Annotated in this window: 20 protein-coding genes, 1 tRNA gene and 1 pseudogene; 13 read left to right on the top strand and 9 right to left on the bottom strand. The window is 45.5% G+C overall.

Going from position 1 to position 24,884, the window contains the following annotated elements; all coding sequences use genetic code 11:
* Positions 1 to 15 precede the first annotated feature (15 nt).
* The 4 genes and pseudogenes from TZ48_RS10680 (at position 16) to TZ48_RS10665 (ending at position 5,588) form a co-directional block, all read left to right on the top strand.
* Positions 16 to 638 (top strand): annotated as a pseudogene (locus TZ48_RS10680) (bifunctional 4-hydroxy-2-oxoglutarate aldolase/2-dehydro-3-deoxy-phosphogluconate aldolase).
* Positions 639 to 953: 315 nt separating this feature from the next.
* Complete coding sequence (locus TZ48_RS10675; protein ID WP_112479134.1) at positions 954 to 2,699, top strand: sodium:solute symporter family transporter; 1,746 nt, start codon at positions 954 to 956, stop codon at positions 2,697 to 2,699.
* Positions 2,700 to 2,946: 247 nt separating this feature from the next.
* Positions 2,947 to 5,025: a DUF4962 domain-containing protein gene (locus TZ48_RS10670; RefSeq protein WP_112479133.1), complete on the top strand. Its 2,079-nt coding sequence runs from the start codon at positions 2,947 to 2,949 to the stop codon at positions 5,023 to 5,025.
* 182 nt (positions 5,026 to 5,207) lie between these two features.
* Positions 5,208 to 5,588: an OsmC family protein gene (locus TZ48_RS10665; RefSeq protein ID WP_162674540.1), complete on the top strand. Its 381-nt coding sequence runs from the start codon at positions 5,208 to 5,210 to the stop codon at positions 5,586 to 5,588.
* Positions 5,589 to 5,608: 20 nt separating this feature from the next.
* Here the strand turns inward: TZ48_RS10665 and TZ48_RS10660 are convergent, their stop codons facing one another.
* A complete protein-coding gene (locus TZ48_RS10660; protein WP_112479131.1) occupies positions 5,609 to 6,922 on the bottom strand; it encodes an MATE family efflux transporter in 1,314 nt (437 codons plus the stop codon).
* Positions 6,923 to 7,238: 316 nt separating this feature from the next.
* Here TZ48_RS10660 and dctP point away from each other — a divergent pair, with 316 nt between their 5' ends.
* From dctP to TZ48_RS10645, 3 genes are all read left to right on the top strand, one after another.
* Positions 7,239 to 8,249, top strand: coding sequence for a TRAP transporter substrate-binding protein DctP (dctP, locus tag TZ48_RS10655; protein WP_112479130.1), 1,011 nt, complete (start codon positions 7,239 to 7,241; stop codon positions 8,247 to 8,249).
* 82 nt (positions 8,250 to 8,331) lie between these two features.
* Complete coding sequence (locus TZ48_RS10650) at positions 8,332 to 8,955, top strand: TRAP transporter small permease subunit (RefSeq protein WP_112479129.1); 624 nt, start codon at positions 8,332 to 8,334, stop codon at positions 8,953 to 8,955.
* A complete protein-coding gene (locus TZ48_RS10645) occupies positions 8,952 to 10,346 on the top strand; it encodes a TRAP transporter large permease (RefSeq protein ID WP_239670792.1) in 1,395 nt (464 codons plus the stop codon). Before TZ48_RS10650 ends, TZ48_RS10645 begins: the two co-directional genes overlap by 4 nt.
* A gap of 78 nt (positions 10,347 to 10,424) precedes the next feature.
* Here the strand turns inward: TZ48_RS10645 and TZ48_RS10640 are convergent, their stop codons facing one another.
* On the bottom strand, positions 10,425 to 10,808 hold the full coding sequence (locus TZ48_RS10640) for a 3D domain-containing protein (protein ID WP_112479128.1): 384 nt from the start codon (positions 10,806 to 10,808) through the stop codon (positions 10,425 to 10,427).
* 138 nt (positions 10,809 to 10,946) lie between these two features.
* Positions 10,947 to 11,037 (bottom strand) — tRNA-Ser (locus TZ48_RS10635).
* A gap of 330 nt (positions 11,038 to 11,367) precedes the next feature.
* Between TZ48_RS10635 and TZ48_RS10630 the strand changes: the two genes are divergently transcribed.
* A complete protein-coding gene (locus tag TZ48_RS10630) occupies positions 11,368 to 12,048 on the top strand; it encodes a MaoC family dehydratase (protein ID WP_112479127.1) in 681 nt (226 codons plus the stop codon).
* Positions 12,049 to 12,144: 96 nt separating this feature from the next.
* Here the strand turns inward: TZ48_RS10630 and TZ48_RS10625 are convergent, their stop codons facing one another.
* Positions 12,145 to 13,761, bottom strand: coding sequence for a VRR-NUC domain-containing protein (locus TZ48_RS10625; RefSeq protein WP_162674539.1), 1,617 nt, complete (start codon positions 13,759 to 13,761; stop codon positions 12,145 to 12,147).
* A gap of 136 nt (positions 13,762 to 13,897) precedes the next feature.
* Between TZ48_RS10625 and TZ48_RS10620 the strand changes: the two genes are divergently transcribed.
* From TZ48_RS10620 to TZ48_RS10605, 4 genes are all read left to right on the top strand, one after another.
* Positions 13,898 to 14,563, top strand: coding sequence for a M16 family metallopeptidase (locus tag TZ48_RS10620; protein ID WP_112479125.1), 666 nt, complete (start codon positions 13,898 to 13,900; stop codon positions 14,561 to 14,563).
* Entirely contained in the window at positions 14,503 to 16,641 is a 2,139-nt protein-coding gene (locus TZ48_RS10615; protein WP_162674538.1) for a M16 family metallopeptidase, read from the top strand. Before TZ48_RS10620 ends, TZ48_RS10615 begins: the two co-directional genes overlap by 61 nt.
* A gap of 204 nt (positions 16,642 to 16,845) precedes the next feature.
* On the top strand, positions 16,846 to 17,898 hold the full coding sequence (gene aroG / locus TZ48_RS10610; protein WP_112462707.1) for a 3-deoxy-7-phosphoheptulonate synthase AroG: 1,053 nt from the start codon (positions 16,846 to 16,848) through the stop codon (positions 17,896 to 17,898).
* A 123-nt stretch (positions 17,899 to 18,021) separates the two neighbouring features.
* Positions 18,022 to 18,633, top strand: coding sequence for a DNA-J related domain-containing protein (locus TZ48_RS10605; RefSeq protein WP_112479123.1), 612 nt, complete (start codon positions 18,022 to 18,024; stop codon positions 18,631 to 18,633).
* Positions 18,634 to 18,696: 63 nt separating this feature from the next.
* Here the strand turns inward: TZ48_RS10605 and TZ48_RS10600 are convergent, their stop codons facing one another.
* The 5 genes from TZ48_RS10600 to TZ48_RS10580 form a co-directional block, all read right to left on the bottom strand.
* Complete coding sequence (locus TZ48_RS10600; RefSeq protein ID WP_112479122.1) at positions 18,697 to 20,352, bottom strand: ABC-ATPase domain-containing protein; 1,656 nt, start codon at positions 20,350 to 20,352, stop codon at positions 18,697 to 18,699.
* Positions 20,353 to 20,475: 123 nt separating this feature from the next.
* Positions 20,476 to 21,465 (bottom strand): putative bifunctional diguanylate cyclase/phosphodiesterase, encoded by a 990-nt coding sequence (locus TZ48_RS10595; protein ID WP_239670791.1) that lies wholly within the window; start codon positions 21,463 to 21,465, stop codon positions 20,476 to 20,478.
* Positions 21,392 to 22,312 (bottom strand): diguanylate cyclase domain-containing protein, encoded by a 921-nt coding sequence (locus TZ48_RS10590; protein ID WP_162674536.1) that lies wholly within the window; start codon positions 22,310 to 22,312, stop codon positions 21,392 to 21,394. Before TZ48_RS10590 ends, TZ48_RS10595 begins: the two co-directional genes overlap by 74 nt.
* A gap of 211 nt (positions 22,313 to 22,523) precedes the next feature.
* Positions 22,524 to 23,720, bottom strand: coding sequence for an enoyl-ACP reductase FabV (fabV, locus tag TZ48_RS10585; RefSeq protein ID WP_112479119.1), 1,197 nt, complete (start codon positions 23,718 to 23,720; stop codon positions 22,524 to 22,526).
* A gap of 140 nt (positions 23,721 to 23,860) precedes the next feature.
* A complete protein-coding gene (locus tag TZ48_RS10580; RefSeq protein ID WP_112479118.1) occupies positions 23,861 to 24,469 on the bottom strand; it encodes an arylesterase in 609 nt (202 codons plus the stop codon).
* Here TZ48_RS10580 and TZ48_RS10575 point away from each other — a divergent pair.
* A partial coding sequence (locus tag TZ48_RS10575; RefSeq protein WP_162674535.1) for an ATP-binding cassette domain-containing protein occupies positions 24,468 to 24,884 on the top strand: 417 nt, incomplete at its 3' end. The genes TZ48_RS10580 and TZ48_RS10575 overlap by 2 nt on opposite strands.

Raw genomic sequence — 24,884 nt, 5'->3', positions numbered from 1 at the left:
ACGAGTTTGAAAATTATGACAACGTTAAACGAACAACTAGCAAACCTAAAAGTTATCCCAGTAATTGCCATTAACAAAGTTGAACACGCTATTCCACTTGGTCGTGCGTTAGTAGAAAACGGTATGCCATGTGCAGAGATCACGCTGCGTACAGAGTGTGCAATTGATGCAATCAAAGCAATGCGCGAAGCCTTTCCAGAAATGCTTATCGGTTCTGGCACGGTACTGACTAATGAACAGGTTGATGCGTCAATTGAGGCTGGTGTTGATTTTATCGTAAGCCCAGGGTTCAACCCTCGCACTGTTCAATACTGTATTGATAAAGGTGTGGCGATTGTCCCTGGAGTGAACAACCCAAGTCTGGTTGAGCAAGCGATGGAAATGGGTCTTCGTACATTAAAATTCTTCCCAGCAGAGCCTTCGGGTGGTGTTGGCATGCTTAAAGCGTTGTCAGCGGTTTACCCAGTAAACTTTATGCCAACGGGTGGCGTTAGCTTGAACAATGTTGACGACTACTTATCTATTTCATCAGTTCTTGCATGTGGGGGACTTGGATGGTTCCAACCAAGCTGATGGATGAAGGTAAGTGGGACGAGCTGGGTGCCTTGGTGAAAGCGGCAGTAGAGCACGTGAACTAAGCAAATTAAGTCCTATGAGTGAAAGCGAGTTTTGATAGCTCGCTTTTTTGTTTTTGGCGTCTTTAGTAACTAGGATTAAGCAGCACTTTGTTACAATTTGGACTTGGTATTGTATGATTAAATGTTGCTTTTGTGGTGACTCTGTATTTGTGTCCTTACATCAATTTTAAAAGGCTTTGTGAGTATTTTGGGGCGTTTTAGAAAGTCGAAAACCTTTGTTTTAGATCACACATTGGACATATTGTAGTACAAATAAGTCCGGCAAAAGAGTAATCTAACTACAGTAAATTGATAACCTTAATTAAGGCTGAAAAAATGACTATTGATACTCTTGTTGTTCTTGCCTACTTCTTCTTTTTAGTAGCCATTGGATGGATGTTCCGTAAGTTCACAACATCAACTAGTGACTACTTTCGTGGGGGCGGTAAGATGTTGTGGTGGATGGTTGGTGCAACCGCCTTCATGACGCAATTTTCAGCATGGACGTTTACAGGTGCCGCAGGACGCGCGTTCAGCGACGGTTTCGTTGTTGTAATCCTATTCTTGGCCAATGCATTTGGCTACCTCATGAACTATTTGTACTTCGCTCCAAAGTTTCGACAGTTGCGCGTAGTGACAGCGATTGAAGCGATTCGCCAACGATTTGGTAAAACTTCAGAGCAGTTCTTCACTTGGGCAGGCATGCCTGACAGCTTGATCTCTGCTGGTATTTGGCTAAATGGTTTGGCTATCTTTGTCGCAGCGGTATTCAACATCCCAATGGAAGCAACAATCGTTGTGACTGGTTTGGTGTTGATGCTAATGGCAGTGACAGGTGGTTCTTGGGCGGTTGTTGCGTCAGATTTCATGCAGATGCTTGTTATCATGGCAGTGACAATTACCTGTGCGATTGCAGCTTACTTCCACGGTGGTGGCATCGGTAACATTGTTAGCAATTTCGACGGTGAGTTCTTTGTTGGTAACAACCTAAACTACATGAGTATCTTTATCCTTTGGGTGGTGTTCATCTTCATCAAGCAGTTTGGTGTAATGAACAACAGTATCAACGCGTACCGTTACCTGTGTGCTAAAGACAGTGAAAATGCGCGTAAAGCTGCAGGTCTAGCATGTGTTCTTATGATTGTTGGTCCAATCATTTGGTTCCTACCACCATGGTACGTAAGTGCGTTTATGCCAGATTTCGCTGACCAATATGGTTCAGTGGGTGGTGATGCAGCTTACCTAGCGTTTGTACAGAATGTCATGCCAGCAGGTATGGTTGGTCTACTGATGTCTGCAATGTTCGCGGCAACCATGTCTTCAATGGACTCTGGTTTGAACCGTAACGCTGGTATCTTTGTCATGAACTTCTACAGCCCGATTGTTCGTCCTCAAGCGAGCCAAAAAGAGCTGGTTGTCGTGAGTAAAGTGACGACTATCATCATGGGCTTCATCATTATCGGTATTGGTCTGTTCATTAACTCACTACGTCACTTGAGCCTATTCGACATCGTATTAAACGTGGGTGCATTGATTGGCTTCCCAATGCTAATCCCAGTACTACTCGGTATGTGGGTACGCAAGACTCCGGATTGGGCGGGTTGGGCAACACTCGTAGTTGGTGGTTTCGTTTCTTACATCTTTGGTATCTCACTAACTGCAGAAGACATTCAAAACTGGTTTGGTCTAGAGCAAGCATTGACTGGCCGTGAGTGGGGTGACTTGAAAGTTGCACTTAGCTTGGCAGCGCACGTGGTGCTAACCGGTGGCTTCTTCCTAGCAACAACGCTAGTTTACAAAGGCCGCTCGCCTGAGCGCGAAGCTGAAGTAGAAAAACTGTTTGAAAACTGGAACACACCAGTAGTAGCAGACTCAGAAGAGCAGCAAAACTTAGACACCAAACAACGTGGTATGTTGGGTAAACTCATCAGCGTTGCTGGCTTCGGTATCCTAGCTATGGCACTGATTCCAAACGAACCAACAGGTCGCTTGTTGTTCATCTTGTGTGGCTCTATCGTTCTTTCAGTTGGTGTTCTGCTAGTGAACGCAGCGCGAGCGCCACAGAAAGCAGTTGCTAACTAAACAGTAGATGTAAAGTCATAACGTATTTAACACGTTAACTGAGAAAATAGCCGCTAGATTTAGCGGCTATTTTTTATGTCTGATTAGCGTCTAGACTCGATATTAAACGGGCAGGGAAAATACTTAACCTAGGTCACGATTTTCCCAAAAAATAGCATTTAGACAGCGAAATCCATTCAATTGTATTACAATAAGATGTATATTGGTTCCCATACCATTTCACTCAATTTGAAATAAGAGAGTTAGCATGAGCAACCAAAAATCTCTTGATGCCATCAGGAAGATGAAGCTGGAAAACGACACTTCAGCGGGTAACCTTGTAGACCTACTCCCAATCGAAGTACAAAAACGTGACTTTGATTTGTCATTCCTAGATAACCTGAGCGAAGCGCGTCCGCGCCTTCTTGTCCAGTCTGCTGATTTGGAAGCATTTAAAGCGGCTGTACGTGCAGATGAATCTCACTGCATGTTCGATGACTTCTACAACAACTCAACGGTTAAGTTTTTGGATACCACGCCTTATGAAGAGCCAAAGCCATATCCAGAAGAGACCGTTGGTAAGGCGTCTCTATGGCGTCCATACTGGCGTCAAATGTACGTTGATTGCCAAATGGCTCTAAACGCAACTCGTAACCTTGCTATCGCGGGTATCGTTAAAGAAGATGAAGATCTGATCGCGAAAGCAAAAGCGTGGACGTTGAAGCTGTCTACTTACGATCCTGAAGGTGTGACTTCTCGTGGTTATAACGACGAAGCCGCTTTCCGCGTTATCGCAGCAATGGCTTGGGGTTACGATTGGCTACACGCTTATTTCACAGATGAAGAGCGTCAGCAAGTTCAAGATGCACTGATCGAGCGTCTAGACGAAATCATGCACCACCTAAAAGTAACGGTTGATCTACTCAACAACCCACTGAATAGCCACGGTGTTCGTTCTATCTCTTCTGCTATCATCCCGACCTGTATCGCGCTATATCATGACCACCCGAAAGCGGGTGAGTACATTGCGTACGCATTGGAATACTACGCAGTACACTACCCACCATGGGGCGGTGAAGATGGCGGTTGGGCAGAAGGTCCTGATTACTGGAATACGCAAACTGCATTCCTAGGCGAAGCATTCGACCTATTGAAAGCTTACTGTGGCGTAGATATGTTCAATAAGACATTCTACGAGAACACAGGTGACTTCCCGCTGTATTGCATGCCTGTTCACTCTAAGCGCGCGAGCTTCTGTGACCAGTCTTCAATCGGTGATTTCCCGGGTCTTAAGTTGGCATACAACATCAAGCACTACGCAGGTGTTAACCAAAAGCCGGAGTACGTTTGGTACTACAACCAGCTTAAAGGTCGCGATACTGAAGCGCACACGAAGTTTTATAACTTTGGCTGGTGGGACTTTGGTTACGACGATCTGCGCTTCAACATTCTATGGGATGCTCCAGAAGAGCAAGCGCCTTCAAACGATCCACTATTGAAAGTATTCCCAATCACTGGTTGGGCAGCGTTCCATAACAAGATGACTGAGCGTGATAACCATATCCATATGGTATTTAAGTGTTCTCCGTTCGGTTCTATCTCTCACTCACACGGTGACCAGAATGCGTTCACTCTACATGCATTCGGAGAGACGCTAGCAGCGATTACTGGCTACTATGGTGGCTTCGGTGTGGATATGCACACTAAGTGGCGTCGTCAAACGTTCTCTAAGAACCTGCCTCTATTTGGTGGTAAAGGTCAGTACGGTGAGAACAAAAACACAGGCTACGAAGGTCACCAAGATCGCTTCTGTATTGAAGCTGGCGGTCAGATCACCGATTACGACACAGAATCTGATGTGAAGATGGTAGAAGGTGACGCAACCGCATCTTACAAGTACTTTGTTCCTGAAATTGAGTCTTACAAGCGTAAGATCTGGTTTGTGAAGGGCAAAGTATTCGTGATGCAAGACAAGGCTTCTCTATCTGAAGAGAAGGACATGACATGGTTAATGCACACCACATTCGCTAACGAAGTGGCTGACAAGTCATTCACCATTCAAGGCGAAGTAGCACACCTAGACGTAAACTTTATCAACGAATCCCAAGACAACATTCTGTCTGTGAAGAATGTTGAAGGCTTTGGCGAGGTTGACCCATACGAGTACCAAGATCTTGAAATCCACCGCCACGTGGAAGTTGGGTTCGGTGCCGCGAAAGAGCACAACATTCTGACTTTACTTGTTCCAAACAAGAACGAAGGTCAGCAAGTGGAAGTGTCTCACAAGCTAGTCGGCGATACTCTTGAGTTAACAGTGGATGGTGAAATGGTATCGGTCGAGCTTTAGGTTGCTCAAATTCCGTTTGAAACAACACAGAAACCAAGCACTCCTGATGGAGTGCTTGGTTTTATACAGACTAGTATCTGGAACACGGCCGTTTATCGTGCTTCTAGGCACCGATGACTAAGATGTACAACAACAAAAAGATCCATTAGTGTTTGCCTAGACAGACGCAAATGGAGAAGGACATGACGTTGAGAGTTAAGCCATCGAGTGAAGGCCCTATATTTGTCTCGTTCGATGAGCATAAAGGTCTAAGGTATGGCCGTGTACTTAGTGAGCTTTCAGTCGCTCCCGTTTTAGATAATCCCGCAGAGACTTTTCTGTATTCAATTGGCTCTTGTATGGCTATCTCTTTGCAAAAGCTTGCGCTTCGAAGAAAAAACGAAATACATCCATTTCATCTCCAAATTACTGGGCACAAGGGTGAGTTTCTGCCGGCTCATTTTACCCACTATGACATCCAGTTAAGTAACAGCATTCATCCAGACCGAGAGCTTGCAGAAACGTTATTCAAAGACGCAAAGAAAATATGCACAATTAGTAACAGTGTTTCTGGAAGTTTTTGAGTTACGGTTGGAGCCATCACTCAACGCCTGAAGGAAACGGCTAGCAGCCCTATTAGCATTATGCCTGTCGCCGCGAGGCCAATTGCAACGCCGCCCCAGACGCCCGCTAATTGGAAGTGTGCCATCAGCCACCACGCACTGCTGATACCAAAGCCCCAATAACCAATAGCGGTTATTATCATTGGCACAGTTACGATTTTCATACCACGCAACAGGTTCATGGCAAGGAGTTGCCAACCATCGACCATGAAGCAAAGTGCAACAACCCAAATGATAGAAGCAAGCTGATTGCTAAGGTTGTCATTTGAACCATCAAGTTGAAAGATGTCAGCGATAAGGTGAGGCCAGGTACTAAACGTTATCGCCAATACTGCGCTGATCAATGTGACTAGAATGAAACTCCTGCGTGCTGTCATTTTGATGCTTTCAAAGCGATCTTGACCAAAGTCTTTGCCTGTCAAAATTGCAGCGGCTTGGGAAAAGCCAAAATTAATGTTGAAACTAAAGTTCAAGCATTGAAGGAGCACTTGGTGCAGCGCCAGTGCTGTCACGCCAAGCATGCCTGCGAGTATGGTACTACCATAAATCAGGCTGAGTTCTAATGCACTAGCAACGGCGATAGGTAAGCCGAGAGATAACAGCGGGAGTGTTAAGCGCCATGAATACTCTGACATCCGTTTCCACGGCGCGAACCGATAGTACTTTTCTTGACGAAACACCCACGCACCGTATGCAAACAGAATTAATGTTGCCGCTAGAGTTGTACCCCAACCAAGCCCGGCAATTCCACCTTTAAGTGTAAAAGCAAACCAATAGCTTAGCGGTACGTTGAGTACGACAGTGGCGAGGGACATCCACATTACTGACTTTGCATCGCCAAATGTGCTCGTCAGACCGCGCAAGATCAATAAGAGCAGGGTAGGTAACATGGCCCATTTGAGAGCATCGAGATAGTTGGTAGCGATCGGAATGGCGTCAACGGGCTGTTTTGCTACGACCAGTAACTCACCTGTGAGATTAAGAGTCAGACTAGCAAGTGCGGTTATTACGATAGAGAGAATAAGAGCGCCCTTAATGGCAAAACGTATTTGCTGTCTGCCAAAGGACGGCCTTGCGACGCTTTGCCCGTGGGCTATCGCAATTAGGTTTGCTACGCAGCCAACGATGCTTCCTGCAACCAGAAAAACGAATGTATATACGGACGCGCCCAATCCGCCGCCTGCAAGATCTTCCACGCTGAGTTTGGCCATCATCCAGACATCCGTTAATACCAACGCCATTGAGATAAGTTGAGAGATAATAAGAGGAATAGCCAAAGAAAGAATGTGCTTCATAAAAGACTCAATAAAACAGGCGTCGAGTAAAATCAGGGCGATGCTAGTGTATCTGCAAGAGAGGGTCAATCATCATAACCTTCAGTAATGAACGGGCTTTAAATTGACTGCCGTGATGAGTGACCAGTTGCGGTGTTTTTGGATAAAGATAACGTGCCCTGCGCTGCAAAAACGTTAACATTTTGAGCGAAATGTTAACAATATTCTATTCTTATCATTGAGTTAGCTTAAGACCCAGGTAAACAGTGGATTCTGGGCTCGTAGTGGCGCGGGCAACGTGCGCTAAAGATAAGAAAAGGATTAGGAGAAGTTGTCGATGAAAGTAACGAAAACGGCATTAACAGTATCACTTATTTTGACAGGATTCGTCGCGGCAGAAGTTCATGCTGCTACTGAGTGGAATGTCTCTTTATGGGGTAAACGTCGTGCGTTTACCGAGAATGTTGAAAAGTTATCTGAATTGGTAGAGCAAAAAACCAACGGCGATTTCAAGCTGGTGCTCTCCTATGGTGGATTGTCGAAGGCACGTGAAAACCTAGATGGCATTTCGTTTGGTGCATTTGAAATGGCACAGTTTTGTTCTTTCTACCATACCGACAAAAACCCGACAATCACGGTGACTGAGCTGCCTTTCTCACAAGATGTGTCTTTAGCGCGAGTAGGAGAGATTTATACCGAGGTGTTTAATCACCCTGAGGTGAAAAAAGATTTGGCGAGATGGAACGCAACCTTGTTAATGCCAACGCCTCTCCCTCAGTACAATATTGCCAGTAAAAGTGACGACCTCGGCTCTTTGGAAGACTTTAAAGGACTGAGAGTGCGTGGCCCTGGCGGGATCATGAGCGTGTTGGGCAAGCTTGGCGCAGTCAAAACAACCGTACCTTTCTCTGAAGTACGTCAATCTATGGACTCTGGCGTGATCGATGCGGCTTCGTTTGCACCTCATGCTCATCTAGCAACCAACACTTATAAAGTCGCTAACTGGGTGACAACTAACCTCAACCTTGGCTCTGCGAACTGCCCAGTTGTTGTTAATACAGAAGCGCTGGAAATGCTAAAACCGGAACACCGCGAAGCGTTATTAAGCTCGGTACCAGAAGCGCTTGATTACTACGTTTCAAACTATGAGCAAAACACGACCGCTAAATTCGACAAAGCCATTGCGGACGAGTCAGTGAAACAGGTGACATTTACTCCAGAACAAACAGCGCAGCTAAATGAACTCGCGGCTTCAGTTCGTGAAGACTGGGTGAAAAAATACCAAGGGCAGTTCGACGCTAAGGCGCTATTTGATTACACCGACGCATTGTTTAAACAGCAAAACTAACTTCACTATCTCTAATTAGTTGTTCTAGCGCTAGGTAATACTAGCGCTCGTTTTATTTGTAAATACCAAAAGGATTTCGAGTATGTCTGCGTCTGTATTAGAGGACAGCTCGGCGGTAAGTCGGGTCGATAGGGTATTCTTTAAACTTGAGTCATTACTTAATCTCGCCGCAGGGTGCGTCATCGTTGCACTGGTGGCATTAGCGACCACCAATATATTAGGCCGCTGGCTGTTCTCAACGCCGATTAGTGGCTACATCGATTGGGTCGAGCAAGCCATGGCGTTCATTGCCTTTTTGGGCATAGCTTACACCCAACGCATGGGTGGCCATATTCGTATGGATATTCTAGTTGGACGCTTCAAAGGGCGCTGGCTGTGGCTGACCGAGTTTATCTCGACGCTACTCATGCTGGTGGTCACATCGTTGTTGATTTACGGATCCTACCTGCACTTTTGGCGTGCATACTCGATAGGTGACTCTTCGGTTGATATCAATTTGCCAACTTGGCCTGCCAAACTCGTTGTGCCTTTTGCTTTGTCGATATTAGCGCTCAGATTAGTGCTTCAACTGTGGGCGTATCTTAGAGCACTTAAGCGAGGAGAAGATAAACCCGTCGCAGTCCCAATGATTGAATCTGCTGCGGAAGTTGCTGCAAAAGAAGCCGAAACGGTAAGTGGTGATGATGACAAGGAGGCGTTGAAATGATGTCTCTGTTTGACACAATGGGCTCGATGGATTCGATTGAAATTGGGCTTTGGGTCTCGGGCTTTATGTTGCTCTTAGTGGTTATTGGTGTTCGCGTCGCCTTTGCTGCGGCCATCGCAGGCTTCTTTGGACTGGTCTGGATCTTTTCTGCCAAACTCGGCTTTGAGAGAGGGCTACTCGTTGCCATCAAGATGGCTGGCACGATTCCTCATTCCAAAGTGTCATCACTGGCACTATCGCTCATTCCAACCTTTATCCTTATTGGCTTTCTTGCTTATCATGCGGGTTTAACGCGCTCTTTATTTGAAGCTGCTAAACGTTGGGTTGGTTGGCTACCGGGAGGTGATGGGGTGGCAACAGTATTTTCAACGGCTGGTTTTGCGGCTGTATCGGGCGCCTCTGTCGCCACCTCAGCGGTTTTTGCGCGTATCGCGGTACCGGAAATGCTGAAGCTCGGCTACGACAAGCGATTTGCTGCTGGAGTCGTGGCGGCTGGTGGTACGTTGGCATCGCTTATTCCACCATCCGCCATATTGGTGATATACGCCATTATCGTTGAACAAGATGTGGGAGCACTGCTCATGGCGGGTTTTTTACCTGGCGCGGTATCCGCACTGATCTACGGCGGTCTGGTGGTGTTTTTGGCGCTAACAAGAAAGAACTTTGGCCCGCCGGTAAGAGGCTTTACTTGGAAGGAAAGATTCGAAACGCTGCCGGGCGCAATGCCAATCTTTGCTGTCGTAGGCATTATTGTTGTTTGTATCTATGGCGGCGTTGGCACACCAACCGAGGCCGGAGCGCTTGGCGCTTCACTTATTTTGGCGCTGGCTATTTTTCATGGTAGTCGCTGGAAAGAAATCAAAAGCTCTTTGATGGAAACAGCAAAACTGTCTGCGATGATCTTTGCAATTATCTGGGGTGTACTGATATACGTTCGTTTCTTGGGTTTCGCTGATTTACCAACGGCTTTCTCCGATTGGATCGTGAGTCTGGAACAAAGCCCAATGTTGACGCTGCTACTTATCCTTTGCGCCTATGCTGTGCTTGGTATGTTTATGGATGCGATTGGGATGTTACTGCTTACATTGCCTGTCGTATATCCTGCCGTGATTGCTCTCAATGGTGGCGCGGATGTGGCTGCTGTAGATTCGGCTTTTGGGGTGTCAGGAGTAGGGTGCGCGATTTGGTTTGGTATCATCGTGGTGAAAATGGCCGAGTTGTGTTTGATTACGCCGCCTATTGGCCTTAACTGTTTCGTGGTCGCGGGTGTCCGTCCTGAATGCTCGGTGCAAGATGTCTTCCGTGGCTGTTTGCCATTTTTTGTTGCCGATGTCATCACTATAGCGGTACTACTGGTCATGCCTGGAATCGTACTTTGCTACCGAGCCTAATGGGGTATGCCTAGTGTGATTCAATAAAAAAGGACGGCTAGTTGAAAGTCAGCCGTCCTTTTTAATAGGATCTTCCATCTATTTCTCTTCGTTGGTCCAATAAATAGTGACGTCTCGCACGCCCCATTGTTTTGCTTTCTCAACATCGTTTCCCATGTAGATATCGATTTTTTTAGTCCATCGTTTATGCATTTTGTCTAGAACGCGGTATGTACCTTCAAACCCTTCAATTCTGACTTCTTGATTGTGGTTTAAGCCCATATCGAGCAGATCTCGGGACACAGCGATGGACTTCATGCCAGGTTCAAGGGTATCACCCCAGGCACCAATGTTAGGTGTGGAGTCCGTTTCACCGACTGAAGAAGTGTAAGCGCTGGCTTTTACAACTAAAGCGTGCTCTTGATGGGCGAATCCATGAAAAGACACAAAAAGTATTGAGAGAAAAAGAAGGATAGCTTTCATTATTACCTATAGATTTCGCAGTAATCTGGATTAAGTTTAGCTGCTAATAGGCTTTAAACATTTAATGGCGTGCAAGTATAGGTTTGTAAGGTATTAAAACGAAAAAAGCCGCTGAATTATCAGCGGCTTTTTAGAATGTGGCGGAGAGATAGGGATTTGAACCCTAGAACCGCTATTAACGGTTGCCGGTTTTCAAGACCGGTGCTTTCGACCACTCAGCCATCTCTCCGTGTTGGCGCTCATAATAGAGGTGGGTGAGGTAACTGTAAAGCGAAAAATTCATGCTTTTGACCGTTTGCTTTAAATCTGCTCAATCTGGTGAAACGTTACGCAATGGATGGGTTTTAAAGGCGAACCTTTTTACGGCAAACGGTTTCGTAGCGGTTCGAGGCTGATGGAGTGCACAAAATAAAACTTTGTTTTTTATCGGTAAGGTGCTGTTTTTAATAAATAAAACACCATTCAGAATACGCATGTTCGCTCGAAAATGTTTGCGTGATCATGCATGTTGCTTCAAAATATTACGGTTAGTTCTCGCGAACTGTGATTTGAGGTCAAGATGAAAGTTGTTAAATTGTTTAAACAAAGAGCTGATTCTATTAAGCATCAGTCTGAGCTTATGCAATGGATGTCGCCAGCGATTAGAGAGTATTGGACTGAGTTTGTTGATAAAACGAACCACAGTAATTTCCTAGCGTGGGTTCGAGACTATCACAAGCCAGCGGTCAATGAACCAGAAGTTGCACAGGTCGAACCAGAAATTGTGCTCAAGCCCGCAGCTCAGGCTCTATACGATGAGTTGCAAGAGCAAATAGGGACAGTGATTCACGAGGGTAACTGGATTCATGTGGGTCAAGAACGTATTAATCAATTCGGCTCAATTACAGAAGATAATCAGTGGATCCACACAGATCCGGAGCGTGCTGAACAAGAATCACCGTTTAAAACGACGATTGCGCACGGTTTTCTTACTTTGTCATTGCTGCCAGCGTTGACCGACAGTGTTGATCCCGATAAACCACTGTTCCCGACAGCGAAAATGATGGTGAACATTGGCCTTAATCAGGTTCGGTTCCCATACCCTGTGAAAGTAGGTAGTAACCTGCGCGCGAAGAGTACCTTGGTTAAGGTAACACCTATTCGTAAAGGCTTAGAAATTGAGCGTGAAATTCGAGTTGAGATAGAAGGTGTGCGCCGCCCAGCGTGCATTGCAACATCGGTCATTCACCTGCACTTCTAATTCTAAATACTGAATCGCTAAAGCCCAGTTTAAACGCTGGGCTTTTTTGCGCTTGGTGTCTTGGTCTTTACCAGCAGTTGTCCAATGCGTGATAGGTTATCTATGGTTGACGTAGCATACTTGGTAGCAGATATTGAGCTTTTCGAATTGTTTCATCCATCGTATTTGGTTGTGCTGTAATTTGTCTCCAGGACCTTTTACTTCACACCACATCCAATCGCCATCTTTGAATGCAACAACGTCCGGCTGACCAGCTCGATATGCGCGAATGTCTGAGAGTATCACTTCAAATAGGCCGATGAGCTGGTCGCTGCTAATGCTCTCCATGGCCAGATTCAGCCATGAATCATCCAACAGCTCCCAAACAACAAACGGATTTTGAATGCCTCTTTTATTTTTGTGTCGGTCAATCAAACAAGAAATGCCTTGCAGGCGGATGTCATTCAGTCTGTTTTCGACTAACTGTTTTCGGCTTTCAACGAACTCCTTGCGATACAAATCCAGGGGCTGGCGTTGATAGGGGTTTACAAAAGCACCTTCAACAGGAGCAAATAAAATGTCCCAGAAAGCGAGCCCAAACAAGGTGTTTAGAAACTGATTTTCTAAATAAAAAGCCTGCCAACCTTCTTTGTTCAGCGCTTTTACAACGGCAAGTTCGACACGGTTGGAGCTAAGATCAAGTTTGCGATGCACTTCTGGGGGCAAAAGCTTTACTGCCTTTGGTTTTGGCTTACCCAGCGCTTTGCACAGAGGTGCTGACAAGCGTTCTGCTACCTCAAACTCATCAATGCTAAGTGGACTCTCGAGCATTGTTTGAACGATTTTTTGGGCGCTTTCCAGCTTGGCTTGTGCTTTCAGAATACGTGCCTGACGCTCCCTAGAAGGTGGAGTGACGGTTTGTATAAAGAGAGCGAATGCGTCATCGAATGCACCAACTCGCTCAAGGTCGCGCGCAACCAAATTAACCAGTTTATTGTATGTACGAGAGGCGTGTTTGCCCTGTGGCATTGGTATGAGCTTAGAGAAATCTTGCAATGCTTGCTGTGATTTACGGTCTATTTCTTCATAGGAGGCAGCGAGTTCACCTAATGTCAGTGATGAGATAATTTCATTTCGAGAATGGAATATGCGTGTCTTAGTAGAAACTTCGTATTGCTCGAATGTATGGATCCCTAAGTTCTCGAGCACAAATTGAGCGAAATCTTGATGCCTATTGCCAAAGAACAGTAAACAAAACAGTGGCAGTTTATCGTTGTCGACAAGTTCAATTGGCGTAAATGGCAATGATAATGTGGGGCTTTCAAACTGTTCAGGGAGTCGTTCAATAAGCTGTGACTTACGAAGTGCCTTTGGTAAGTCAGGATATAGCGACAAAAGCTCAGGCTTCGTCAGGAGCTTGTCGGCCAATATATGCGGCGAGCTTGGTAGAGTGAGAACGATGAAACCCGAGAGTTCGAGTTTGCTGAGTAACGGTTCTGTAGCCCCAAGTTCTGGGTATATCAGTTTATCGCTTCGAAACCATTCTCCTTTGCGAGTCATCATTCGGATCAACAGACATTGTTCATCTTCCTCTAGCTGGTAAAAGCGATGTAACCAGTTGCGCTCTGACGTATCTAATAGATCACCATATAGCTCCTCTACGCTGTGGAGCAACGTCATGAAGTTGCTCAGATAGTATTTCGGTTCGAGGATGATGGGGGAAGGGTTATTCACGACATGACCTACTGGTTGGTTTTATGAATTGACTCGCATTGAGCCGTAAAACTAAATGCAAACCATTGAATAGCATTTCAATGGTTTATGAAACATCGTAGCGTTTACCGGTATTACTCGCAAGCTAGGTATTGGTATGAAAAAACTGCAATTATGGTGTTTGTCTTGGGTATTCGTGTTTATGTTTGGGTGTTCTCCAGAGAGCGATGCGCCCATTAAACCAGACCCAAGTTGGATGTCGACTGAGTTAGAAAATGGTCTTTTGGTAAGTCAGTATCAAAAAGCGGGAGAGCCGATAGCTCTCAGGCTCGTTGTTCATGCTGGGAGCCTTCAAGAAACACAAAACCAATCTGGCTATGCACACTTTCTAGAGCACTTATTTTTCAGAGTAGAGGATGTACCAGAACAGAATGCAGCAAGAGAAGAGCTGTTTAAATCAGGGGTAAGTTTTGGTGCTGATCTAAATGCGTTTACATTCAACCAATACACAGCTTATGAACTTTCGATAGATGATAAAGAGTCAAAAGACGCAGCTTTATCTTGGCTAGCCTACGTCGCAGGAGGGATGACCATCACCGAGAAGATGATTGAGCAAGAAAAAGGTGTGGTCATTGGCGAAATGAGGCAAAGAAGACCAGAGCCTCAACCCTACACCGATAAAGCGTATCTGCACTTGCTCAAGGGACAGAACTTGAATCTCATGACATCCTCGGTAGCAAATCTTCTATTGAAAATTTGGACTTGGAAGAACTTAAGCGATTTTATCAGCAATGGTATCAACCGCAGAACATGGAGCTCATGATCGTTGGTGACTGGGGACAAAGCGACATAGTTGCGAGTATAAGTCGCTATTTTGGTTCACTAGAAAAGGGCGAGCAGCCAAGACGAGCTCTCATTAAGCCGATTGAGTTTAATGATGAACCTTTAGTCGCGAAGGCTTTGGTACAGGAGCATGCCGCTCTTGATCTCGCTTATCAAATGCCAAATCCGATAGTGAATACCGAAGCTGATCAGCTCGTTCAACTAGGTACCTATTTTATTGGTGATTTGATTTCCAACAGATTGTCTGAACTGAGCCGTTCTCCAGAGTTTACCTTGCAATGGAGCAATTCTCATACGTTGGATTTGAATAGCAACCGTGTTTTTGTGATTGGGGTAGGGTTTGAAGAGTCAGAGCGAGAGCAAGTTCAGCGCGCGGTGACTGGCGCTATCGCCTCTTTAGCGCAACACGGAATCAGTGTAGAGGAGCTCGATACCGTAAAACAAAGTTGGCACTCATTTAATGACCAGTTGTTGAATGATATTCAGACTTGGACGCCGAAAGAGCTAGTCGACTATAAGTTCGGTAGGCTGCAAGCACAGAGTATTGCTCAAGATCCAAAACAATATGTTGCTGTTCATCGTCGTTTGGTCGACAAGATGACTTTAAAAGACGCCAATAAAGCCATCAAAAAGCTGCTTTCACAATCTCCAATTATTGCGGTGAACACCAAACTTGAGACTGTTGATGTTGGAGCCATTAAAGTGGGACTTAAGCAAAAAACAGACAAGCCACTTGAAATGGTCGTGACCAAAGCGCTTATTGCGCCAAGCACCAAAGGAAGTGTCGTGTCATTGGAGAAGAAAGGCAATGAGTTGGTTCTGTTGACGCTAAGCAATGGCATTGAAGTTTTATATGCGCAACATGATAAAGCAGCAGATAAGTTTTACGGATGGTTCGGCTCTCTTGGTGGCTCGGCGGTACTTGACAGCGAGTCAATGGCCTCTGGACAGCTATTCCCGCTCGTTGCGCTTAACAGCAACATTGGCCCCTTAACACCAGAGCAAATAGAGCGAGCATTTCGCCGCACCAATAGTTACATGGAACCCTTCATTCACGACATTAAACACGGGGTAGTGTTTGGGACTAATGAAAAGGGTGTCGCAGATGTCATGTCCGTAATGCATCATGCGATGTCTCTGACCGATGTAGATAGTTCGGCCGTGGATAAAGCTAAGACAATGCTCACCAATGAGCTCAATCGTTTAAAGCAAGCTCCTGAATTCAAGACGTTTAGTGATGCGTTTAAGATCGGTTTGGATGCAAATAGTCACTTGCAACCAAGAACGGAAGCAGAGATTGCTATGGTGGATAAAGAGGATGTACTGGAGGCCTACAATAAACTATTCCGAGTTAACCGTGGTTATAAAATGGTTCTAGTAGGAGGTAAGCCGGTAACCCAGCTTCAACCGATATTAGAGCAGTATATAGCGAACATAAAATTCACTAGCGAAGCTGCATACCAGTGGCCTACCGTCTCGCTCATATCGTCAGGGGAGGGAGAAGTGAAGACCATAGACAGCTATCCTTCTGACGACGGTAAATCTAAAGTGTACATGGTGACAGTTGCCGAGCGAAGTGAACCGAGAACAGCAAAAGATGTGTTTGCAGAGGACTTGTTGCTAAGGTTACTAAATGAACGAGTAATGAAAACGGTTCGAGTGGACAACTCACTGGACTACAGTCCAGAAGCTTATGGTTTCGTGCAGGAAGGAAATGGCTTAGTTGGTTGGTCGTTTTATGCCCATGTAGAGCCAGAAGACGAAGCAAAGGCCATGAACTTGTTCCACGATGTGACCAAAGGAGTGCTCGAAGGCTTCGAAGTTCACGAGCGTGACAAAGTGGTTGCTCAGCTAAAAAGCGATCTCTCTCCTTGGACAGATAATCCTGAGAATATGAGTTTTATGCTGTTCCGTTATTGGTTACTGGGTTATGGCACTGAGTCACTTTATAACTACGAATCGGTGGCAGACAGCGTCACTTTGAGTGATCTTGATCGTATGGCCAAACAGGAGTTTGGTCGAAAATCCAGCAAATTTTCTTTGTTAATCAATCCTTAAGGGCAAAAAACCGGCTGTATTTAAAAGTTTACACAGCGTTAATTTGGAAAAACGGTAAAGAAATTTGCGTTTTTTTAAAATTAGTGATTGCACTTCTTGTTCTAAGCGGATAAGTTACAGGAAAGAGCGCGATACAAATCACAGAATGGATTGTGGTGGTCGCGCTCATAAGATGTAGATTTAAAGAATAGGAAGAAGTAAGCGATGTTCCAAACTGATGACGTAAGAATTAATAAAGTAAAAGAACTTTTACCACCGGTTGCTGTGTTAGAGAAGTTTCCAGCGACTGAAGTCGCTTCTTCTACCACGTTTAACGCACGTAAAGCTATTCACAACATTCTTGAAGGCGAAGATGACCGCCTACTTGTTATCGTTGGCCCTTGCTCAATTCACGATCCAGAAGCGGCTGTTGAATACGGCAAACGTTTGAAAGTCCTTCGTGATGAGCTGGGTGATCGCCTTGAAATCGTGATGCGAGTTTACTTTGAAAAACCTCGTACTACGGTTGGTTGGAAAGGCCTGATCAACGACCCTTACCTAAATGACACGTTCAAAATTAACGATGGTCTACGCATGGGTCGAAAGCTTCTGCTTGATCTTACTGATATGGGTATGCCGACAGCGAGTGAATTCCTAGATATGATCACGCCACAATATGTAGCCGATCTTATTAGTTGGGGCGCAATTGGCGCACGTACGACGGAATCTCAGGTTCACCGTGAGCTAGCTTCTGGTATCTCATGCCCAGTTGGCTTCAAGAATGGTACAGATGGCAACATTAAAATTGCATCAGACGCAATTCGCTCTGCAAGCGCTTCTCACCACTTCTTGTCGGTAACAAAATACGGTCACTCTGCGATTATTGAAACTGCAGGTAACCCAGATTGCCACATCATTCTACGTGGTGGTAAAGAGCCAAACTACAGCGCAGCCCATGTTAAAGCGATCAAAGACGAGCTGACCACGAACGGTCTACCTGCGAAAGTCATGATCGACTTTAGTCACGCGAACAGCTCTAAACAGTTCCAACGTCAAAAAGTCGTGTCAACAGATGTTGCCCAGCAAATGGCGAACGGTGAAGATGCAATCTTTGGTGTTATGATTGAGTCGCACCTAGTTGAAGGCCGCCAAGACTTGGTTGATGGTGTAGCGCCAACCTACGGTCAATCAATCACAGATGCTTGTATCGGTTGGGAAGACACTGAGCAAGTGCTGCGTGAGCTAGCAGACGCTGTTGAAGCGCGTCGTAAAGCGTAAGTAATCCCCTCTGATTTTAAGCCTTTACCTCGGTGAAGGCTTTTTTAGTTGCCATTTCCTGTTCTTTACGATGTAGTGCTACCATAGAGATAGAACTATCACCGTTTAGACAGGGAGTGCGGCTTGACGGAATTTTCACCTCATCAAATACACGTTCAGCGTCAAACCGAGAACCCATTACTATGGTCTGTACTTAACGTAGTAGAGCGGCAGGCCGATGGACTTCAAATTCACAAACTGTTTGCTGTACTGGCTGAAAAAGAACTTATCCCAATCCTCGATGACAGCGCAGAGAAAGATTTATTCAAACGAAACTTCTTGCTAATGAATGCTCTTTATCAGCTTCAGGCTATATTGTTACCTGAAAAATGGCTACAAGTCGAAGCGATGGACATTCGTTTAATGCCATACAATCCCGCCCAACACAACGTTACCAATGAAGACCCATTGCGTGATTATTATCTTGATTGGTCACACTACGAGGCGGACAACCGAGAAGTAAAACGGTTACTTGAAGAGTTTTGGACTCGCTACAAGCAGCATGTTGGTGTTGGCGAGGTGACAATGTCACAAAAGCAGGCTTTGGCTTGTTTTGAGCTGGATGAATCAGCAACACAAAAGGAGATACGCCATGCTTGGCGTAGGCTAGCCTTGAAATGGCATCCAGATCGGTCGGGTGGGGATACAGAAAAATTTCGGATTTATTGTGAAGCGTGGTCATTGCTCAAAGAGTAGTGACCACGCTGTGCTGAACGATTTTGTGTAACGAAAGGGCTTTGTTTAATGAGAGAGTGTTGTTTAGCGAGGCTGTCTCATTTTTCCAGCTCGAAGACGGTTTAGGGTCGCAAGTACATCAACAACGCGTGGCTTTGCAAGATCGCCCGAGTTTGGCATGGTGGCACTCCAATTTCCCTCTAGCAGTGTCGCAATATCTTTTGGTGGATGCATTGACCAGCCCGGATTTTGCGCAAACTGGAACAAAGTCCAGCCAATCGCGTTGAGCTCTGAGTTCGATTCCAATTGTTCTAGTGCTTGAACATCAATGTGTTCTTTACCAAATCTTAGGTTGTTTCCACCTTTACCAGAAACGCGATACTTACCGTCGATAAGCAGTTTCTGTAGGTGAGCACAATCTACATGGCGAGGCGGGATAAGTTCAATCGGCTTCTCACACTCGTTTTGGCGCTCGGTTGGATGAAGCTTGATCACCTCACGCGCTTTCTCCGTTACATCAATCGCTTGATAGTCGTGCATTTGAATTACAGTGTCAGCTACGTCTAAGTAATCACCTGAACCACCCATTACGATGATGGTTGAGATATCGAGCTCATCACGAAGTTGTCCAACTCGATCGACAAATGGCGTGATAGGCTCATCGCCTTTTGAAACCAACGCCTGCATACGCTCATCGCGGATCATGAAGTTTGTTGCTGAGGTGTCCTCATCAATCATGATGGCGGTCGCACCAGACTCAATAGACTCTTGAAGCCAGGCCGCTTGAGACGTAGAGCCAGAAGCATCCTGAGTGCTAAAGTCGCTGGTCTGTTTACCAAATGGCAAGTGATTGATGTAGTTACTTAAGTTTAGGTTGTGGATTGAGCGACCATCTTCTGCCTTGATTTTACAAGCATTATTGAGAGTCACCACACCTTCACGACCATCACCCGGGATATGATCGTATATCGCTTTCTCCAGTGCGTTCAGAAGTGTGGATTTACCATGGAAGCCGCCACCAACAATCAGGGTAACACCTGCTGGAACACCCATGCCTTTTATGTCGCCTTGGTTAGGGCGTGTTAAAGTCACCTCTAAAGAAGCCGGTGATGTGAAAGGCACCGCCTCTTTCATCGGTAGGTCGCAGTTACCCGCTAGACGAGGAAGAACGCTACCGTTAGCAACAAAAGCTACAAGATTTTTGGCTTCAAGCTGATCACGTAACATGACTTGGTCTTCAATCACTTCACAGTGATGCTTCAAAGCTGTGATATCCAGTTCGCGATCAATTGTGGCTTTACGAATGTACTTTGGTAAATGGAAAGTCATGATGTTGATCGCTTTCTTCGCCAAGATGCTGCGACCTTCGGCCGGCAGATTTATGCGAAAGCGAAGCTCAATCCCTTCATCAGTAAACACTACAGCTGTTGAATCCAGTACGGTTTGACCGGTTGTTGAAATCGAGACGCTATTCTCTTGTTTAGCAAATAAAGCGAACTGTCTAGCAAGATAATCACGCGCCGCAATCTGGTAGGCTGGTGATTGCTCTTTTAGCCATTCTAGGCCTGTTGGTGCCCAGCGGCGAAAAGCGCGCACTCGTGAGGCTGCTGCGTATGGATCAGACTGAACGTGATCGATATGAAACTCAAAATCAGTGAAATCGTAGCTACCTTTAATTTGTTGGTAAGCACGATAATTTTGCTTTTCGATCTTTTTAAGTTTGGCTATAAGTAGATCCATGTCGAATGTCTCGAATTTCAAAAGGTTGGTGCGCGATTATAGGAGGCGAACCATCGCGGGTAAAGGGTTTGCTTGAATAATAGCAAATCCATTTTGGATGTTGAGCAAAAGCCACGAACTTGGCTAGCGAATAACAAAATTTTTTGGTGGTGGATACTGTTTTTGTAGTTCGATTTCAAAGATGTCACGAGGCATCGGTTTGGCGTAGTAATAGCCTTGTCCGACATCGCACTCTTCATTGGAAATAAACAGGTGTTGTTCGCGCGTTTCCACGCCCTCAACAACGACTTGCTTGTCGAGCTTTCTGGCGATGTTGGTGATGGAGCGGAAGATAGACTTGTCTTGGGGATTATCAAAGATATTGGTCAAAAATTCTTTGTCGATCTTTAGTGCACTAAACGGCAGCTTTCTTAGGTAATTAAATGAGGCGTATCCAGTACCGAAGTCATCAAGAGCAAACTTCACTCCTAACAATCTAAGGGTATCAATATTGGACTTGGCTACCTCGAAGTTGGTAACGAGGCAGCTTTCGGTGAGCTCTAGTTCGAGGTTTTTAGGTGGCAGCTCATACTGCTCTAGCAAGGCGGCTACTTTACTAGCAAACGTAGGCAAGCATATTTGTTTAGCGGAAACGTTGATTGACAAGCAGAAGTCCGGAGAAAACTCAATCCACTCTGAAGCACGGTCAATAGCGTTACTCAATACAAAATAACCCACCTCGATAATCAGCCCATTTTGTTCCGCCATATGGATCAGGGCTTCATTGGACATCTCTCCCAGCACTGGGTGTTTCCAACGAAGTAGAACCTCGGCGCCAGTCCATTTTTTAGAAACAAGATCGACCTTGGGCTGAAAGTACAAAATAAGATCATCGTTTCGTACTGCTTGAAGGAGGTAATGCTCTAACTGGTTGAATGCTTTTTGGCTCTGTTGGTCAGCTTGGGTATAAAAAGAGACGAGTTCCCCGGATTCTTTACATGCCAACGCAGCGTGGAACGCGTTATCAATAAGTTGGCTGGCGTCTTGAGTGTGAAAAGAATTAGCTACCCCATATAGCTGTGTAAATGGACTTCTTGCCTTGATAGAAAAAGCCTTGTTTGGCGACTTGTGCAATTTGTTTGCACAGTCTGGGAAGACATTGATCGTCAAAAGAGGGAACGACGGTAGCAAGGGCAAGTTCCGTTGTAGAGATCCTGGCAAAGTAGTGGATTTGAGCGGTGACTTCTGAGACTTTTAGCTCAAACTCTTTCAATAGTTCATCCCAACCTTCACACCCGATCCGGGCTTGTACGCGTTCTCCATTGGTAAATTGAACCAGTATGACGCTTAAATAGGCTTCGCCGTTAACGATAGGCACACTGTCGAACGAAGCTAATAACGCATTCTCTAAGCCTGAACGATTGAGCATGTTCGTCGCGGAATCGTGACTGAGTTGATAGAGCATGCGCTTTTCCAACTTATGCTTGTCGTAGTTAACGGTGTCGACTAAGTGTTGATGTTCCGCTTTTTGGCGCTGATAGCCGCGTCGAATGGATTGGATTTTCCTTGCGGTCTCTTTTCTCGCAGACCACACCGATAGTGTTTGTTGTAAGCGATATAGTAAGTTGGAAGTTTGAGATTGCTCCTCGCACAAGACAAATGCAACGCCTACAGGGTGTTTAGACAGAGAGTAGACGGGTTGGTAATGCAATGTGAGCGACGGGTTTGGACTAAGTAATGACTGCAACGCGCCTAGAATAGGGTCTTCTTCCGCTGTTACCTCAATGGATGCGGTGAGCGCGTTAGAACTCATTTGCTCTGTGATATAGCCTAATCTCAGGCAGTTGGCTTCTAGCGAGCACCAACCGAAAATAGACCTAGCGATAGAGGCGGTATTTGGTGTTCGCATAGTTGCGAGGATTTTATCTCGCTCTTGACCACTCATATTCTGCAGAATGGACAACTTATCTTTTCTCTTCAATGTATACCACATCCTGTGGTTGTGCTTCGTCATCTTTGTCGAAGCGAATAGCTGATTGTTACAGTATAAGAGCTGTATTGATGTTAAGGGGGAATTTGCAGCAGAGTTTGATTAAACGAGAGGATTATTCAACGTATTCTCAAAGTTGAGAGGTGACGGTTTCTGTGAGGAAATAACGGCGAAAGCAATGGTTATCTTTCGCCGAAGGATTTTATGGCTTTAGACGTCTTAGAGCATCAACATCTTGTGGTTGGCTGTAATCAATATCATCGAATCCAAAACCATTTAAGTTCAAGAATGCGCGTTGAAAGCCTTCAAAATCGCCAATTTGCTTGAAGTTATCTTGATTCATTTCAGATAGGAGCTGCTTAACCTTATCTTGAACTTCGGGATTGAGCTCCCAGTCGTCCATGCGAATCAAACGCTCACCATCCAGAGGAACCTTGTCTTGACCGTAGAGCTTGGTTGCAAACAAACGTTGCATTTGCTCAATACACTCTTCGTGTGTACCTTGCTCTTTCATGGTTTTGTATAGAGCCAGTAGGTAGGGTGACAAACCTGGGATAAACACACTGGCTTTAGTGACGAGTGCTTTACATACCGCGGCATAGGCATTGCCATCAAAGTTAGACAGCTCAAGATTGAGTGCATGACTTGTCTGATGTAAATCGACCTTAGCACGACCTAGCGTGCCATCAAGATAGATCGGATGAGTGATCTCAGGGCCAACATAGGAGAATGCGACGGTTTTGAAGCCGTTAGCGACGGAATCAGAGTTGACCAGGGTGTCAATCCAGCTTTCCCAATCTTCACCACCCATGACTTTTAAAGTGCCTTCAATTTCTTCATCTGACGCGGGCTCTAGCAGAGTATCTTCCCACTCTTGTGTTTCAAGGTTAATGATTGAGCCTGAAACTGCTTCACCAATTGGTTTGATAGCAGAGCGCCAGAATTCGCCGTTTGCTTTTGGTCTTACGCCCGTTGCTAGACTATAGATAACGAGGTCAACTTCACCTTCAAAGTAAGTTTCTATGGCTTCAATAACTTGTTCACGGACATCTTGAGAGAACGCATCACCGACAATATTGATTGCGCGTCGGCCTGCTTGTTGGGCACGTTGTTTGAAGTAGATGTTGTTGTACCAACCAGCAGTTCCTAATCCTTTATCAGAAGGGCCACGCTCAAAAGAAACACCAATGGTATCAGCGTCTGCACCGCCAAATGTGAGAGCAATGCGAGCCGCTAAGCCAAACCCTGATGACGCGCCCAAAATAAGCACGCGTTTGGGGCCATTTTTGATCGGGCTAGCCGATTTTACGTAAGCGATTTGGTCATCGACTGCCTTTTTACACCCTTGTGGGTGAGAGGTCTTTGCGACAACACCGCTGATAACTGGTTCAACTATCACTGTATACAACCTATCTAAGACGATGATAAAAACTCAAGATAGCGTAAAGTGTTGTAAATTATATTGAGCTAGGGCATCAAATTGGCGATTCTGAGCGTATTTGCTCAGCAACAATGTTGCTAGAATCGCCAATTAGCCATTTAAAGGTGCGGCTTTAGTGCTTCAGCCACAAATTGTGCGATGAAGGGTTGAGCATCAGGTTTAGGGTGTAGACCGTCTTGCATCATCCATTCTGGTTTGACGATAACTTCTTCAAGGAAGAAAGGTATGAGTGGAATGTCGTGCTCTGAGGCCAGCTTTGGGTAGATGTTCTCGAACAGTGTGCTGTAACGCTTGCCATAGTTAGGCGGTACACGAATTTGCATTAAAAATACGTTAGCGCCGGCTTCTTGGCTTTGAGTAATTAGTGTAGATAGGTTGCGCTCAATGATAGGCGGCTGGAAGCCACGCAGTCCATCATTCGCACCGAGCTCAATAAGCACATAGTCGGGTTGGTGTTCGCGCAGCAATCCGGGCAGTTTTGCAAGACCGTTGCCCGTGGTATCGCCTGACACGCTACCATTGATGATGGTGTACTCGGTATCATCGTCAGATAGGTGCTCGGAGAGCATTGTCGGCCAACTGAGGTCTGCTGACATGTTGTAGCCAGCGCTTAGACTGTCGCCGAGAATAAGAATAGACGTCGCCTTTGCGTGAAAAGAGGCCAAGGAAACAAAAATAATAATCAAAGAGGAAAGTTGCCGAATCATGAGTTCTTCCATAATCAAAGCTGAATCAGTGTCCAAAGTAGTGTCTACGAAAACGGAGCATTTAACAATCCTCGAGGATGTGAATCTGTCGATTCAAGAAGGAGAGTCCATCGCTATCGTTGGAACGTCTGGAGCAGGAAAATCGACGCTAATGACGCTATTGGCTGGCTTAGATGTGCCAAGCACAGGCAATATCCAACTACTCTCTAATCCCATTTCTCAAATGAGTGATGAAGACAGAGCCAGTATTCGTAGTGAGCACCTCGGTTTTGTTTTTCAGAGTTTTCTATTAATCCCAAGTTTATCCGCACTTGGCAACGTGACTTTGCCCTGCCTTTTAAAAGGCGAGCAAGAGGACGAAGCAAAAGCACGTCAACTTCTCGAGTCGGTCGGGCTTGGACACCGTATCGACCAC

This window comes from Vibrio variabilis, from assembly GCF_003263785.1.
Lineage (GTDB): Bacteria > Pseudomonadota > Gammaproteobacteria > Enterobacterales > Vibrionaceae > Vibrio > Vibrio variabilis.
Note: the sequence above shows the minus strand (reverse complement) of the source record. Positions and strands in the feature narration are given on the sequence as shown.

Coding starts and splice junctions, on each gene's coding strand:
- TZ48_RS10630 (WP_112479127.1), top strand. CDS start 11,368: ATGAAAGTTGTTAAATTGTTTAAACAAAGAGCTGATTCTATTAAGCAT.
- TZ48_RS10660 (WP_112479131.1), bottom strand. CDS start 6,922: ATGAAGCACATTCTTTCTTTGGCTATTCCTCTTATTATCTCTCAACTT.
- TZ48_RS10640 (WP_112479128.1), bottom strand. CDS start 10,808: ATGAAAGCTATCCTTCTTTTTCTCTCAATACTTTTTGTGTCTTTTCAT.
- TZ48_RS10650 (WP_112479129.1), top strand. CDS start 8,332: ATGTCTGCGTCTGTATTAGAGGACAGCTCGGCGGTAAGTCGGGTCGAT.
- TZ48_RS10670 (WP_112479133.1), top strand. CDS start 2,947: ATGAGCAACCAAAAATCTCTTGATGCCATCAGGAAGATGAAGCTGGAA.
- TZ48_RS10620 (WP_112479125.1), top strand. CDS start 13,898: ATGAAAAAACTGCAATTATGGTGTTTGTCTTGGGTATTCGTGTTTATG.
- TZ48_RS10645 (WP_239670792.1), top strand. CDS start 8,952: ATGATGTCTCTGTTTGACACAATGGGCTCGATGGATTCGATTGAAATT.
- TZ48_RS10665 (WP_162674540.1), top strand. CDS start 5,208: ATGACGTTGAGAGTTAAGCCATCGAGTGAAGGCCCTATATTTGTCTCG.
- TZ48_RS10600 (WP_112479122.1), bottom strand. CDS start 20,352: ATGGATCTACTTATAGCCAAACTTAAAAAGATCGAAAAGCAAAATTAT.
- dctP (WP_112479130.1), top strand. CDS start 7,239: ATGAAAGTAACGAAAACGGCATTAACAGTATCACTTATTTTGACAGGA.
- aroG (WP_112462707.1), top strand. CDS start 16,846: ATGTTCCAAACTGATGACGTAAGAATTAATAAAGTAAAAGAACTTTTA.
- TZ48_RS10675 (WP_112479134.1), top strand. CDS start 954: ATGACTATTGATACTCTTGTTGTTCTTGCCTACTTCTTCTTTTTAGTA.
- TZ48_RS10580 (WP_112479118.1), bottom strand. CDS start 24,469: ATGATTCGGCAACTTTCCTCTTTGATTATTATTTTTGTTTCCTTGGCC.